Origin of the sequence: Haemophilus sp. HN_Hi16, assembly GCF_049823435.1 — a bacterium.
GTDB lineage: Bacteria > Pseudomonadota > Gammaproteobacteria > Enterobacterales > Pasteurellaceae > Haemophilus > Haemophilus influenzae_D.
Map to the genome: position 1 here is coordinate 247,340 of NZ_CP187500.1, position 14,608 is coordinate 261,947.

The 14,608-nt window shown below is 36.6% G+C and carries 14 protein-coding genes; 11 read left to right on the plus strand and 3 right to left on the minus strand.

Translation table 11 applies throughout. The features are described from left to right. Nucleotides 1-5 precede the first annotated feature (5 nt). The 3 genes from ACPT9C_RS01235 (at nt 6) to ACPT9C_RS01245 (ending at nt 1,584) form a co-directional block, all read left to right on the plus strand. A complete protein-coding gene (locus tag ACPT9C_RS01235; RefSeq protein WP_423717224.1) occupies nt 6-860 on the plus strand; it encodes a DUF3298 domain-containing protein in 855 nt (284 codons plus the stop codon). Nucleotides 861-979: 119 nt separating this feature from the next. Next, a complete protein-coding gene (locus ACPT9C_RS01240) occupies nt 980-1,276 on the plus strand; it encodes a type II toxin-antitoxin system RelB/DinJ family antitoxin (RefSeq protein WP_005692346.1) in 297 nt (98 codons plus the stop codon). Continuing rightward, a complete protein-coding gene (locus tag ACPT9C_RS01245) occupies nt 1,276-1,584 on the plus strand; it encodes a YafQ family addiction module toxin (protein ID WP_042593918.1) in 309 nt (102 codons plus the stop codon). Before ACPT9C_RS01240 ends, ACPT9C_RS01245 begins: the two co-directional genes overlap by 1 nt. 56 nt (nt 1,585-1,640) lie before the next feature. Here the strand turns inward: ACPT9C_RS01245 and ACPT9C_RS01250 are convergent, their stop codons facing one another. Further along, nucleotides 1,641-4,925 carry a TonB-dependent hemoglobin/transferrin/lactoferrin family receptor gene (locus ACPT9C_RS01250; protein WP_423717223.1) on the minus strand — a complete coding sequence of 1,095 codons (3,285 nt, stop codon included), beginning with the start codon at nt 4,923-4,925 and terminating at the stop codon, nt 1,641-1,643. 299 nt (nt 4,926-5,224) lie between these two features. On the opposite strand from ACPT9C_RS01250, the gene tig reads away from it, so the two are divergent. The 8 genes from tig (at nt 5,225) to htpX (ending at nt 11,958) form a co-directional block, all read left to right on the plus strand. Continuing rightward, entirely contained in the window at nt 5,225-6,523 is a 1,299-nt protein-coding gene (tig, locus tag ACPT9C_RS01255) for a trigger factor (protein ID WP_126513418.1), read from the plus strand. Nucleotides 6,524-6,615: 92 nt separating this feature from the next. Continuing rightward, nucleotides 6,616-7,227 carry an ATP-dependent Clp endopeptidase proteolytic subunit ClpP gene (gene clpP / locus ACPT9C_RS01260; protein ID WP_258172331.1) on the plus strand — a complete coding sequence of 204 codons (612 nt, stop codon included), beginning with the start codon at nt 6,616-6,618 and terminating at the stop codon, nt 7,225-7,227. Nucleotides 7,228-7,236: 9 nt separating this feature from the next. Next, a complete protein-coding gene (gene clpX / locus ACPT9C_RS01265; RefSeq protein ID WP_005658618.1) occupies nt 7,237-8,472 on the plus strand; it encodes an ATP-dependent protease ATP-binding subunit ClpX in 1,236 nt (411 codons plus the stop codon). A gap of 143 nt (nt 8,473-8,615) precedes the next feature. Further along, nucleotides 8,616-9,032 (plus strand): preprotein translocase subunit SecE, encoded by a 417-nt coding sequence (secE, locus tag ACPT9C_RS01270; RefSeq protein WP_005648602.1) that lies wholly within the window; start codon nt 8,616-8,618, stop codon nt 9,030-9,032. Between the two features lies 1 nt (nt 9,033). Next, nucleotides 9,034-9,591 (plus strand): transcription termination/antitermination protein NusG, encoded by a 558-nt coding sequence (gene nusG / locus ACPT9C_RS01275; protein WP_005648601.1) that lies wholly within the window; start codon nt 9,034-9,036, stop codon nt 9,589-9,591. A gap of 150 nt (nt 9,592-9,741) precedes the next feature. Beyond that, nucleotides 9,742-10,494, plus strand: a complete 753-nt coding sequence (locus ACPT9C_RS01280) for an MlaA family lipoprotein (RefSeq protein WP_048950186.1) — start codon at nt 9,742-9,744, stop codon at nt 10,492-10,494. Nucleotides 10,495-10,550: 56 nt separating this feature from the next. Continuing rightward, the gene (locus tag ACPT9C_RS01285) at nt 10,551-10,940 is read left to right on the plus strand and encodes a RidA family protein (protein WP_005630808.1); all 390 of its coding nucleotides are present in this window, start codon (nt 10,551-10,553) and stop codon (nt 10,938-10,940) included. A gap of 163 nt (nt 10,941-11,103) precedes the next feature. Beyond that, nucleotides 11,104-11,958, plus strand: coding sequence for a protease HtpX (gene htpX, locus ACPT9C_RS01290; protein ID WP_162837812.1), 855 nt, complete (start codon nt 11,104-11,106; stop codon nt 11,956-11,958). Between the two features lie 124 nt (nt 11,959-12,082). Here the strand turns inward: htpX and ACPT9C_RS01295 are convergent, their stop codons facing one another. Both ACPT9C_RS01295 and ansB read right to left on the minus strand, forming a co-directional pair. Beyond that, nucleotides 12,083-13,405 (minus strand): anaerobic C4-dicarboxylate transporter, encoded by a 1,323-nt coding sequence (locus ACPT9C_RS01295; protein ID WP_050948918.1) that lies wholly within the window; start codon nt 13,403-13,405, stop codon nt 12,083-12,085. A gap of 152 nt (nt 13,406-13,557) precedes the next feature. Further along, nucleotides 13,558-14,607, minus strand: a complete 1,050-nt coding sequence (gene ansB / locus ACPT9C_RS01300) for an L-asparaginase 2 (RefSeq protein WP_021034628.1) — start codon at nt 14,605-14,607, stop codon at nt 13,558-13,560. Between the last annotated feature and the right edge of the window lies 1 nt (nt 14,608).

Below are 14,608 nucleotides of genomic sequence, written 5' to 3' on the forward strand. Positions count from 1 at the left end.
AAAGTATGAAAAAAACGCTCATTGCTGCATTAATTAGTTCTGTCATCTTACTCACAGGCTGCCAAGATAAAGATACTGAAGCAAAAATAAAACAACTAAATCAAACAGTAGCACAACTTAGTGCTGAAAATACCAAATTAAAAGATCAAATAGAAAAAACAATCCCAGCAATTTTTGTGGAAAATGATGAAATATTTAATCAATCTGAAATTATTAAACATCCTAAATCGAAAGAAGATTACCAGCCTGAAGAAACCAAAATTGAGTATTCAATTTCAACAATAAAAACCAATATTGATTGGCTTAATGATCTATTGTGGAAAAAATTGACTGAAAACAAAGAAACGAAAAATATTTCTCGCGAACAATTTATAGCACGTTATCAAACCGCTTTTGAGGAAGACAAAAAAGAGGCAAAAGAAACACCATCTTTTGGAATTTCTCATTCTATATGGACAAATTTTATCGGGCAAAAAGAAAAACTTGCAACCTTTGCGATTAGTTTTTATGACTATGAAGGTGGCGCGCACGGTATTGAAGGTAATCGCTATTTCACAATTGATCTAACTACACGCCATATTTTGGCATTAAATGATTTATTTAATGAAAAAGATTTACCGAAAGTAAAAACGCTTTTATGGGAACAATATAATAATAGCAATAAGGAATATGAACCTATTATTGAAGCCGATAGTTTTAGTTTATCGAACAATATTTACTTAGATTCAAAAGGTGTACATTTTATTTATGATGTCTATGAAATTGCCCCTTACTCAGAAGGAGAGCAAGATTTAATGCTCCATTTTGGGCAACTAGAAGAATTATTTAAACCAGAATTTAGACAGGTTAATGATATTTAAATCCTTTAACTTTTGAATACCAATCAAAATCCCTAATTACATTAAAAATGAGAGACTATAGATTTTGCACTTCATTTTTATTATAATAGTCTTTCAATGTAATACTAAGGAGAAAAATTATGGCACTTACGAATTCCTCTATCAGCTTTAGAACAGTTGAGCAAACAAAATCAGAAGCTTATCAAGTTATTGAACAATATGGACTTACCCCATCACAAGTATTCAATATGTTTTTGGCTCAAATTGCCAAGACTCGCTCTATCCCTATTGATTTGAATTATCTTCGCCCAAATAAAGAAACCCTAGCAGCTATTGATGAATTAGATAGTGGTAACGCAGAGAGCTTCTTTATTGAAGCTAGTGAAAATTATTCTGCCGAAGAATTTACAAAACGCATTCTTAATGGTGGTCAATAATGTCAGAAGAGAAGCCATTAAAAGTAAGCTATTCAAAACAATTTGTAAGAGATTTAACTGATTTAGCTAAACGCTCCCCCAATGTGTTAATTGGCTCAAAATACATTACTGCAATATACTGTTTATTAAATCGTTTACCTTTACCCGAAAACTACCAAGATCACGCATTAGTAGGAGAGTGGAAAGGTTATCGAGATTGCCATATTCAAGGCGATTTGGTACTGATTTACCAATACGTTATACAGGATGAATTTGATGAATTGAAATTTTCTCGTTTAAATACACACTCACAAACCGCTTTAAAATAGAAGTAATCTTAAACAATAATCCGCACGTAAAATGTGCGGATTATTTTTACATAGGATTAAAACTCAAACTGAACAGACATTCTGTAATTTCTGCCAGGTGCGTAGAAGCGGTTTAAGCCTTTACCTGTTTCTGTTTGTACTCGGTTAATTGTGCCAAGATGTCGAACAGAGCGAGCAGAGTCCCAAGTGAGATATTTTTTGTTGGTTAAATTATATACACCAGCGGTAAATGTAAGATTTTTAATTGGTTTCCAATAGGCAATCGTATCGATCACTGTATAGCGATTATTACGCCATAATCCGCGAGAATCTTTTACTTCTTTGCCGTTTGCTTTTGATGCTTCTTTCTTTTCTATGGTGGTATATTGCTTTTCTTTTCTGGCGACCATACTCGTCCATTGAGAATTAAAGCTATCTTTTGCTTTTTTGGCTGCAACATTAGTGATATACACATCCACGCCCCATTTTTGGCTTGGTGCATCATAGCCAATATTGTATACCGATGTGGTTGGTTGTAAGGCATTCATTGGTTGAGGTTTACGAGCAATGGCTTCGTATTCTGGATGGTCAGTTTTATTCAATTCCAAAAATTCTTTATATTTTGGATGTAATCCATTGTCTTTGATTCTGCCTTTTTGATAGGTAAATTTATAGCCTAAATGGAAACCTTGTAGTTTTTCAAACAAATCGCCCATTTCTAGACGTGAAGCAATTTCGATACCTCTGACTCTTGCTCGATCTCGATTTTGGTTTTGATGGAACGGATATTTTATTGCAGAGCCTTCTTCAATAGGACGTTCGCCCACTTCTACTAAGTCAATAAAATTACGGTAATCGTTTTGAAACGCATTTAACGTAATATAACTACTGTTTTTATAAAAAGTGAACGCAACTTCTTTTGTTTTGGAGGTTTCTGCTTTTAAATCTGTGTTAGGCTGAATGGAAAATTGTGGATGTTTAAATGTCATATAAATTTCATCAGAGGTTGGTGCACGAAAACCATTGGCGTATTTAAGCTGTACACGAAGCCAATCTGTGGGATCAAGATTTAACCCTAAATTGTAAGAATGATGTTTATAGTCAGTTTTGCGTAATAACAGGGCAAGATTCTCTTCAAAATTTTTTTGATAACAATCTGTGCCGTAAGTGCAATTCTTATATCCTTGAGGTATTAAGTTTTTATTACCATAAACATACTCTTCTGGCTTAAATTTCTTAAATAGCCCAGTAATTAATCCATTAGGAACAGGAATGTTTTTGTCATAACTAGGCAAATATTTTACGTGGTCATAGCGATAATTTAAATCTAGTCCTAGCCAAGAGGTAAGTTGCACATTATCTCCAAAATACAACACATTATTTTTAGTGGTAACAGGGATTAAATAGGTATCTTTGCCTATGTCGGAATGAAGCAGTGTACCATTGGCACAACCAGCTACGCTGACATTAGGGTGTGGTGTTTTCTCCACGCCAAGATTTCCACCCTTTGCTCTAGCACAGAAAAAGTAGTCAGCCCACCATTGCACATTGGCTGCGGTGTTGTATTGGTGATTAACCATACTTTTTAGTGTTTTTTCATAAAGACCACCATATTTTAGTTGGTGTTGGGTATACCAAAGGCTAAATTCTTTGTCTAAATCAAGCTTAATTTGTTGGGTGTTAGTGTTTAAATCACGGTCATTAACGAAGTCTGTGCTGTAGCCAAAGCTTTTTGGAAAGAGAAAACGAGATTTTTCTTCTTTTCGAGAGGGCCCCCCAAACAGTAACTCTCCCTTTTTTAGTGGGATTTTGCCATATTTTTTTCCATTAGGTAATGTTTCGGTTATAATCTCTCGGTCTTCATAATCATATTTGCTCTCCCAGTTTTCATCGGTTTCTCGATAAATTCTAAATTTTTTTCCTTCACAAGTTAATTTTTCGCAATTAATTAAGACCGAATCAAGTAAGCCTCCTTCTGTATCTACATCACCACTAATTTTTTTACCTTTGGAGTTGTGTAATTCTTTCCCGTAACTCCAACTACTATTATCCTCTCGATAGTTAAAATCCTCGTTATCTTTATCCACAATTTTATAAACTCCACCTTTTTCTTCTACTAAATGCAATCCTTGGGGGTTGCTTACACTATTACAAGTGGCTTGATGACAATATTCATCAGAGCGTGCTTTATTGGTAATTTTTTGTGAGGAATAACTCAGTTTAATATGATCCCAAAAAGGGGTTTGACTGAAATTTTCATAACTAAATTGGATATTTTTTCTTTTAGATTGATCATTAATAACTCGCTCGCCATATTTTTCCGTGCATGCTGTATCCTTGCATGGCCTAAAAACATAAGACAAATCCATTCCTTTAGTTTCTAAAGTAGAATCATCTAATGCCACACTCAAGCGATGGTTTTCATTAGGTTGAAAGCCCAATTTTATTAATGTGCTTTGTCGGGTAATTTGATAAGGATCAGCTTTTTCACGGGTAGGACCAACCGCACTTAAATCAGCCTGTTTATTGGGATAAATTTTATAATCGTAGTTTTCTATTTCGTGCCCATCACGCGTTGTATCAATGATTAAAATATCAAATTTTTTAGAACGTCCTGCTAATGTAAGTGTCTTAAGGTTTTGATTATTCATTGTTTGATAGCCACGTTTATAGGAAAGATAATAATCTTTATCTAGCAGATAATCTCGAGCATCTTTTGTTTCAAATATAACAGAGCCACCCAATGCGCCACTACCAGATTTTAAGGAGTCCGCACCTTTGGTAATAGTTGCTGTTTTAACATTTTCAATTTCAATGCTATTACGAGTATTATTAAAATTGCCATAGCCTTCAAATAGTTCTTTAAATCCTTGAGAGCTTAAGGTTTCAGCTTGACGAAGCCCATCAACCATAATACCTACACGGTTTTCATCAACCCCTCGAACTGCATAACCACTTGCGCCCGTTCTACCTGTTTCAACCACCGTAATACCTGTTTCATAGCGAACGAGATCACGAGAATCAGACGCCTGCTGTTTCGCTAATTTTTTGGCAGAAATTTGGGTTTCCCCGACTTTTTTCTCTTTCACATTAATTGTTTCTGTACTTCCTGAAACATTAATTTGTTCTAGTTGTTCAGAAACATTACTATTTTGGTTGGTTGGTTGGTTGGTTGGTTGGTTGGTTGGTTGGTTGGTTGGTTGGTTGGTTGGTTGGTTGGTTGGTTGGTTGGTTGGTTGGTTGGTTGGTTGGTTGGTTGGTTGGTTGGTTGGTTGGTTGGTTGGTTGGGCAGCATAAGCTGTGCTTGCATTTAATGCAAATGCAATAGAGCAAGCAAGCAGGCTGAATTTAAAGTTGGTCATAGGTTTCCTTATTTTTAATGATAATAATTATTATACATATTAAATAATTCAATTTATTTAATCAATATCAAAAAAAAGTACAATAAGTACAAAATCCTAATTGCTTTGTATCAGCATAAAAGAAAATCATTTTGACCGCACTTTTGTTTGTAAGCCGTATTTTAAAATCATCAAAATGCAATTTTTAATCACTCTTTTATCGACTGCGTAGATTTCTTTAGTTATAATTGAGCGTCTTTTTATTTAACAAACGTGTTCGGTGTGGATTTTGACCGAGTGCAAATTAATTGAGGTAACAAATGTCATTAAATATTGAAACAACTCAAGGTTTAGAACGTCGCGTAGCGATCACCGTTCCAACTGAAATTGTCTCTAAAGCCATTCGTGAAGAATTTAAACGTACTGCAAAAAATGTGCGCGTAGATGGTTTCCGTAAAGGTCATGTTCCTGCCCATATCATTGAACAACGTTTTGGGGCGTCAATTCGTCAAGATGTATTAAACGATTTATTACCACGTCATTTTTTTGATGCTGTTATTGCAGAAAAAATTAATATTGCAGGTCGTCCAACTTTTGCGATTGAAACTTTTGAAGAAGGTAAAGACTTAGTTTTCACTGCAACTTTCGAGGTTTATCCAGAAGTTAAATTACAAGGTTTAGAAAATATCAAAGTTGAAAAACCAACTGTTGAAATCACGGAAGCTGACATTGATAAAATGATCGATGTGTTACGTAAACAACAAGCTACTTGGGCTGAAAGTCAAGATGTTGCAAAAGCAGATGATCGTGTCACTATTGATTTTGTTGGCTCTGTAGATGGCGAAGAATTTGAAGGTGGTAAAGCTACTGACTTCGTATTATTTATGGGGCAAGGTCGTATGATTCCGGGTTTTGAAGAAGGAATTGTTGGTCATAAAGCAGGTGAGCAATTTGATATTGATGTGACTTTCCCAGCGGAATACCACGCAGAAAACTTGAAAGGTAAAGCGGCAAAATTTGCGATTACTTTGAAAAAAGTCGAAAATATGGTATTGCCTGAATTAACAGATGAGTTTGTCGCTAAATTTGGCCCTAATACTAAGTCTGTTGCTGATTTGCGTGCAGAAATCCGTAAAAATATGGAACGTGAATTGAAAAATGCGTTAGTTTCTCGTGTTAAACAACAAGTAATCAATGGTTTAATTGAACAAAATCCGATTGATGTACCCGCTTCTGTAGTAGAAGAAGAAATTAATGTATTACGCAATCAAGCGGCTCAACGTTTTGGCGGTAATACACAACAAGCTGCACAGTTACCACGTGAATTATTTGAAGCTGAAGCAACTCGTCGTGTTCAAGTAGGTTTATTATTCTCTGAAGTAATTAAATCTAATGAATTAAAAGCTGATGAAGAACGCGCTAAAGCAATGATTGCAGATATTGCATCAGCTTACGAGCAGCCAGCAGAAGTTGTGGAATATTACAGCAAAAACAAAGAGTTAATGAACAATATTCGTAATGTCGTATTAGAAGAACAAGCTGTTGATGCAGTACTTGCAAAAGCACAAGTAACAGAAAAAGTTTCTTCATTCGATGAAATTATGAATCCACAAGCATAATAAGTAATATTATTATGATTGAATAAAAGTGCGGTCGCTCTTTCTAATAAAAGCGATCGCATTTTTATTTGTGGGTTATTTACGATAAAATAATTAGCAGTTTTAATGAAAAAGGTAAGAAAATGAGTGTAATTCCTATGGTCGTTGAACAGACTTCGCGTGGCGAGCGTTCGTACGACATTTATTCCCGTTTATTAAAAGAACGTGTGATTTTCCTAAGTGGAGAAGTGGAAGATCGTATGGCAAATTTAATTGTGGCACAGCTTCTTTTTTTAGAATCGGAAGATCCAACTAAAGACATCAATATTTATATTAACTCTCCAGGCGGTTCTGTGACCGCAGGTATGGCAATTTACGACACAATGCAATTTATTAAGCCAGATATTCGCACTCTTTGTATTGGTCAAGCCTGTTCAATGGGCGCATTCTTACTTGCTGGCGGAACTGCTGGCAAACGAGCTGCATTGCCTAATGCACGAGTGATGATTCATCAACCTTTGGGTGGTTTCCGTGGTCAAGCATCGGATATTCAAATTCACGCACAAGAAATTTTGAAAATTAAACACGCCTTAAATGATCGTTTAGCATTCCATACTGGACAAAGTATTGAGCGTATTGAGAAAGATACCGACCGCGATAATTTTATGTCAGCTGAAGAAGCACAAGCGTATGGTTTGGTGGATGAAGTCTTAGTTAAACGTTAAGGGTATACAATGACAGACAAAGATAAAGATTTGCACTGCTCTTTTTGCGGAAAAGAAAAAGGCGAAGTAGATAAATTAATTGCTGGCACAGGCGGTTATATTTGTAATGAATGTATTGAACTTTGTCACTCAATGCTTGAAGAAAGTAATGATGAAAATTTAGAGGAAAGTGCGGTCGAAAATAAAGATAAATTGCCAACGCCTCACGAAATTCGCGCCCATCTGGATGATTATGTTATTGGTCAAGATTATGCGAAAAAAGTGCTTTCTGTGGCAGTTTATAATCATTATAAACGCTTGCGAACTAACTATGAAAGCAATGATGTAGAGCTTGGTAAAAGTAATATTTTACTTATAGGGCCTACAGGTAGCGGAAAAACGTTACTTGCGCAAACATTAGCTCGTCGTTTAAATGTACCCTTTGCGATGGCGGATGCAACCACATTAACGGAAGCTGGTTATGTGGGAGAAGATGTAGAGAATGTATTACAGAAACTTTTGCAAAATTGTGAATACGATACTGAAAAAGCAGAGAAAGGCATTATTTATATTGATGAAATTGATAAAATTAGCCGTAAATCGGAAGGCGCATCAATTACTCGAGATGTTTCAGGAGAGGGGGTGCAACAGGCTTTATTAAAACTTATTGAAGGTACAATCGCTTCCATTCCACCTCAAGGCGGTCGTAAACATCCACAACAAGAAATGGTAAAATTGGATACGTCTAAAATTCTCTTTATTTGCGGCGGTGCATTTGCAGGATTAGATAAAATTATTGATAAACGCACTCAAACCAGTACGAGTATTGGTTTTAATGCCAAAGTTGAAAAAGATGAAAAACAACAATCTCTTTCTGAATTATTCCGTCAAGTTGAACCTGATGATTTGATGAAATTTGGTTTAATTCCAGAATTTATCGGACGCTTGCCAATGATTGCCCCATTAAGTGAATTAGACGAAGATGCGCTGATACAAATTCTCACAAAACCAAAAAACGCATTAATTAAACAATATCAAGCCTTATTTGGATTGGAAAAAGTAGAATTGGATTTCACACCAGAAGCATTAAAAGCAATGGCGAAAAAAGCACTTGAAAGAAAAACAGGTGCGCGTGGCTTACGTTCTATCGTAGAAGCAGTGTTGTTAGATACAATGTATGATCTACCGTCTCTTGAGAATTTACAAAAAGTTATCGTTGATGAATCGACAATTGTAGATAATCTTGCGCCAAAATTAGAATATTAGATTTAATCGCAAAAGTGCGGTTGTTTTCGCCAGATTTTCTATGTTGATGCTTATTTTCAATAGGCAAGGCGAAAAGAAAATGCTACAATCGCACGTTCTTATGGCATTATTCTTACATTTCCATTTAAAACGGATTCAATTCTATGGCAACCGAAATTGTTGATAAAAAGAAAAATACGCAAGAAGTTATCGTTGAAGGCAAGTCTAAAGGTTTAAATACATTCCTTTGGGTTTTAGCTGTGATCTTTTTTGCTGCTGCGGCAATTGGGAATATTTATTTCCAACAAATCTATTCTTTACCGATTCGTGTTATTGGTATGGCTATTGCATTAGTCATTGCATTTATTTTAGCGGCAATTACTAATCAAGGAACAAAAGCACGCGCATTCTTTAATGACTCTCGCACAGAAGCGCGTAAAGTCGTGTGGCCAACCCGTGCTGAAGCGCGTCAGACAACATTGATCGTTATCGGGGTAACAATGATTGCTTCTCTCTTCTTTTGGGCAGTAGATTCGATTATTGTGACAGTGATTAATTTCTTAACTGATTTGAGATTCTAAAATGACTGAAGAAACAACAGTATCAAAAAAACGTTGGTATGTATTACAAGCGTTTTCTGGCTTTGAAAGTCGTGTAGCTCTAACTTTACGTGAATACATCAAACAACAACAAATGGAAGATCAATTTGGTGAAGTTTTAGTGCCAACTGAAGAAGTGGTGGAAAATGTAGCAGGAAAACGTCGCAAAAGTGAACGTAAATTTTTTCCAGGTTATGTACTTGTAGAAATGGAAATGAATGATGAAACTTGGCATCTAGTAAAAAGCGTGCCAAGAGTGATGGGTTTTATCGGTGGTACACCAGATAAACCTGCGCCTATTTCTAAACGTGAAGCGGATACTATTTTAAATCGCCTTGAACAAAATACTGATAAACCTCGTCATCGAAATGAATATCATCCAGGCGAGGAAGTTCGTGTGACTGAAGGTCCATTTGCTGATTTTAATGGTACAGTAGAAGAAGTAGATTATGAAAAAGGTCGCTTAAAAGTATCTGTATCAATTTTTGGTCGTGCAACACCAGTTGAGCTTGAATTTGGTCAAGTTGAAAAAATACACTAAGAAATGATTAAAATATAACCGCACTTTTGTAGTGCGGTTTTTTATTTTTAATGTTTGTTGAAACAGCATAAAAGAGTGTTTTTATACGCAAAATTTGTTGTTATTTAACAAATTAGGTAGAATAATCCCATATTTATGTAAGGATCAAAAATGAAAAAAAAGGCAATTTTGACCGCACTTTTGGGTGCAATTGCACTAACAGGTTGTGCAAATAACAACGACACGAAACAAGCGAGTGAGCGTAATGATTCCCTTGAAGGCTTCAATCGAACAATGTGGAAGTTTAACTATAATGTGCTAGATCGCTATGTATTAGAACCTGTTGCAAAAGGTTGGAACAACTATGTGCCTAAGCCGATTTCTTCTGGTCTTGCTGGCATCGCAAATAATCTTGATGAGCCAGTCAGTTTCATAAACCGCTTAATTGAAGGCGAACCGAAAAAAGCATTTGTTCACTTTAATCGTTTTTGGATTAACACTGTATTTGGTCTAGGTGGTTTTATTGATTTTGCAAGTGCAAGCAAAGAATTACGCGTAGATAATCAACGTGGATTTGGGGAAACTTTAGGCAGTTACGGCGTAGATGCTGGCACTTATATTGTGCTACCGATTTATAATGCAACAACGCCACGCCAATTAACGGGTGCTGTGGTTGATGCGGCTTATATGTATCCATTCTGGCAATGGGTTGGTGGCCCATGGGCATTAGTGAAATATGGTGTGCAAGCAGTGGATACTCGTGCGAAAAATATCAATAATGCAGAATTGTTACGTCAAGCTCAAGATCCATATATCACGTTCCGAGAAGCTTATTACCAAAATTTACAATTCAAAGTAAACGATGGGAAATTAGTCGAAAGCAAAGAATCACTTCCCGATGACATACTAAAAGAAATTGATTAATAAACAGAAAAGTGCGGTAAAAATGACTCAATTTTTTATCAACTAAGGAGAAAATGATGACTCAAATTATTCATACTGAAAAAGCACCTGCGGCCATTGGTCCTTATGTTCAAGCGGTTGATCTTGGCAATTTAGTTTTAACCTCAGGGCAAATTCCCGTGAATCCTGCAACAGGCGAAGTGCCTGCGGACATCGTTGCACAAGCACGCCAATCTTTAGAAAACGTGAAAGCGATTATCGAGAAAGCGGGTTTAACTGCAGCCGATATTGTGAAAACAACGGTTTTTGTGAAAGATCTTAATGATTTTGCTGCGGTTAATGCAGAATACGAACGTTTCTTTAAAGAAAATAATCATCCTAACTTCCCTGCTCGTTCTTGTGTGGAAGTTGCGCGTTTACCAAAAGATGTGGGATTAGAAATCGAAGCGATTGCAGTGAGAAAATAATTTTCTATTTTGAACCCTTGTTTAAAAGTGCGGTCATAAACTCGCAAGTTTTTGACCGCACTTTTTGTTTATCTGCTGATAACAAAAATTTTACATTACACCTTGAATTTTTTGTGAATTTTCCCCACAAAGGAAATACTTAACCCTAACTTTGAGAGAACACATTATGATGCGAATTCTTCTTTTCTTGGCAACCAATATGGCTGTAATGCTGGTATTGGGGATTATTTTAAGTGTGACTGGTATTGCAGGAAATAGTACTGGCGGCATTTTAATTATGGCGTTGCTATTTGGTTTTGCTGGTTCATTAATTTCCTTATTCCTGTCTAAAACAATGGCATTACGTTCTGTAGATGGAGAAGTGATTACTCAACCTCGTAATCAAACTGAACGTTGGTTAATTGATACCGTTAGTCGCCAAGCGCAGAAAGCGGGTATTCCCATGCCAGACGTGGCAATTTATCATTCACCCGATGTGAATGCTTTTGCGACAGGTGCAACGAAAAGCAATTCTTTAGTGGCAGTGAGTACGGGATTATTAAACAACATGACGGAGGCTGAAGCTGAAGCTGTTTTAGCGCACGAAATTTCTCATATTTCTAACGGCGATATGGTTACGATGGCGTTATTGCAAGGCGTATTGAATACTTTCGTGATTTTCTTATCGCGCGTTATTGCAACGGCGGTAGCAAGTTCGCGTAACAATAATGGAGAGGAAACGCGCAGTTCAGGTATTTATTTCTTGGTTTCTATGGTATTGGAAATGCTCTTTGGTGTGCTTGCGAGTATTATCGCAATGTGGTTCTCTCGTTACCGAGAATTTCGTGCAGATGCTGGTTCAGCAAGTTTAGTAGGCAAAGAAAAAATGATCATGGCATTGCAACGTTTGCAACAACTTCACGAACCACAAAATCTCGAAGGTTCTTTAAATGCCTTTATGATTAATGGTAAACGCAGTGAACTCTTTATGAGCCATCCACCACTCGAAAAGCGTATTGAAGCCTTACGCAATCTTTAAAAATTATAAAAAATAACCGCACTTATATATCAAAGTGCGGTTATTTTTTGAGTTATTTTCAGTTGATATTAGAACAATAAAAACGGTGCTATTTCAGCACCGTTCTTTGTTATTGAATCACATTTTAAAGAATAATGTGAGAAAGACCCAAACCGATTAACAAACAGAAAAACATACTTAATAAACCCGGAAGCATAAAGCTGTGGTTTAAAATGTATTTACCGATTTTGGTTGTTCCAGTGGTATCGAAGTCAAGAGATGCGATGATTGGACCGTAGTTAGGAATAAAGAAGTAACCATTTACAGCAACAAATACACCGATTAATACTGGCGCAGGAATACCTAACGCGATACCAAGTGGGAACAATGTTGCTACTGTTGCGCCTTGGCTGTTTACTAATACAGAAAGTACAAATAGCGCGAAAGCAAATGCCCATGGTGCAGTTTCAACTAAGCCTTTTACCATTTCTTTTACTTCAGTAATGTGTGCCTGCATTAAGGTGTCACCTAACCAAGCAATACCGAAGATTGCGATTACTGCACGCATACCTGCATGGAATACAGAACCTTTGGTAATCGCTGTGCCATCTGGTTTACAAGTTAAGATAATCAATGCACCAATTGAAAGCATAATAATTTCAATGGTATGTGCCATTCCCATTGGTTTTCCATCAAAAACAGGTCGAATAGAAGGAACTGCCCCCATTAACACAACAAGTAAAGCTCCAAATAAGAATAAAGAAACAGAAACTTTAGCTGTTTTGCTGACTTCGATTTCTTCGTTTGATGTGTTACTTGAAAAAGCATCTTCGTATTTTGGATCATTTAAACGACGTTGATATTCTGGATCATCTTTTAACTCTTTTCCCATTTTATTAACAAATAAACAAGTAAGGAAAAGTCCTAGAATAGTTGAAGGAATGGTTACCATTAAAACATCGCCAAGATGAATGCCTTGTGGCTCAAGATAAGCAACCACCGCTACCACTGCCGCAGCGATTGGGCTTGCTACGATAGCAAATTGTGATGCAATTACCGCCATTGACATTGGACGTTCTGGACGAATCCCATTTTGACGGCTTACTTCAGCGATAACTGGCAATACAGAATATGCTACGTGGCCTGTACCCGCTAAGAAAGTGAATAACCAAGTTACTGCTGGCGCAATAAACGTAATGTGTTTAGGATTACGACGTAAGATTTTGGTTGCGATTTTGATCATGTAGTCTAAACCGCCAGCTGCTTGCATTGCTGCCGCAGCTGCCACAGTAGCCATAATCATAAACATAACATCAATAGGTAAACCTGCTGGTTTCAAGCCAAAGCCAAAAGAAAGAATAGCAAGACCTAAACCACCAAATACACCTAAACCGATACCACCTACACGTGCACCCACAAAGATACACAATAATACGATGGCAAATTGTAGTAAAAACATTGCAGACATACTGCCCCCTAAGTTAATAAAAAAACACTTTGTTTTATTTGTTGAAACGGCGTGTAATATAGCAACAAATAGGTAGAGATTCCATAACTTGGATCAATAAATTATGGTCAAAAGTGCGGTTATTTCGAGCCACACTACCGTTACTATTAATCTTAAAAGTCTTCGAAATATTGTTGAATTACGTTTGGATCTTTAGTTTGAGTTAAAGCTAATTGTAAGAGAACTCGTGCTTTTTGTGGATTTAAAGTACCTGATGCTACAAAGCCATATTTACTATCATCAACTTCAGCGTCACGAGTTGTATAGCCAGTTGGTACACGAGAAGAACGAACTACAACGACGCCATCTTTCGCAGCTTTTTCTAAGCGATCTAAGTGTGCAGCATTAACATTTCCATTGCCAACTCCAGCTGATACAATCCCTTGATAGCCAGCATCTAGCAATGCGTTTAATGGTTCAACTGGTGCATTTGAATAAGCATAAATAATCCCCACTTTTGGTAGGTGGTCTAATTTTTCTATGTTAAATGGAGTGTTGATGGTATGTTTGCTTTCTGGGGAACGTTCATAGTCCACTTTGCTGTTATGAATATAGCCTAGAGAACCATAATTTGGCGAATGGAAAGTTTGCACTGCGGTAGTACTGGTTTTTGTGACATCACGAGCACCTAGTACTTCATTATTCATTGCGACTAAAACACCACGACCACTCGATTTTTTGTCTGCCGCGACGACGACAGCATTGTAAAGATTTAATGGGCCATCAGCGCTTTTTTCTGTCGCAGGACGCATAGCCCCTACGAGAACAACCGGTTTTTCACATTTTACGGTTAAATCTAAGAAATAAGCCGTCTCTTCCATGGTATCTGTACCATGGGTAATGACAAATCCATCAGTACTTTTACATTGAGCATTGATGGCTTTTGCCAGTTTTAGCCAGACTTCGTCATTCATGTCTTGTGAACCTATTTTTACAATTTGCTCACCTTTAATGTTGGCAATATTTTTTATTTCTGGTACGGCTTCAATTAAAGTATCAATACTTAATTGTCCAGCTTTATACGCAGAATTTACTGAACTTTGCCCGCTTCCTGCAATGGTACCACCCGTTGCCAAGATTGTAATATTTGGCAAGTCTGCTGCATTTGCTATTGAAATACCTAGACCAAATAAAGTACATAAGGCTAATTTAGTTAATTTCATA

Coding starts and splice junctions, on each gene's coding strand:
- ACPT9C_RS01235 (WP_423717224.1), top strand. CDS start 6: ATGAAAAAAACGCTCATTGCTGCATTAATTAGTTCTGTCATCTTACTC.
- ACPT9C_RS01240 (WP_005692346.1), top strand. CDS start 980: ATGGCACTTACGAATTCCTCTATCAGCTTTAGAACAGTTGAGCAAACA.
- ACPT9C_RS01245 (WP_042593918.1), top strand. CDS start 1,276: ATGTCAGAAGAGAAGCCATTAAAAGTAAGCTATTCAAAACAATTTGTA.
- ACPT9C_RS01250 (WP_423717223.1), bottom strand. CDS start 4,925: ATGACCAACTTTAAATTCAGCCTGCTTGCTTGCTCTATTGCATTTGCA.
- tig (WP_126513418.1), top strand. CDS start 5,225: ATGTCATTAAATATTGAAACAACTCAAGGTTTAGAACGTCGCGTAGCG.
- clpX (WP_005658618.1), top strand. CDS start 7,237: ATGACAGACAAAGATAAAGATTTGCACTGCTCTTTTTGCGGAAAAGAA.
- secE (WP_005648602.1), top strand. CDS start 8,616: ATGGCAACCGAAATTGTTGATAAAAAGAAAAATACGCAAGAAGTTATC.
- nusG (WP_005648601.1), top strand. CDS start 9,034: ATGACTGAAGAAACAACAGTATCAAAAAAACGTTGGTATGTATTACAA.
- ACPT9C_RS01280 (WP_048950186.1), top strand. CDS start 9,742: ATGAAAAAAAAGGCAATTTTGACCGCACTTTTGGGTGCAATTGCACTA.
- ACPT9C_RS01285 (WP_005630808.1), top strand. CDS start 10,551: ATGACTCAAATTATTCATACTGAAAAAGCACCTGCGGCCATTGGTCCT.
- ACPT9C_RS01295 (WP_050948918.1), bottom strand. CDS start 13,405: ATGTCTGCAATGTTTTTACTACAATTTGCCATCGTATTATTGTGTATC.
- ansB (WP_021034628.1), bottom strand. CDS start 14,607: ATGAAATTAACTAAATTAGCCTTATGTACTTTATTTGGTCTAGGTATT.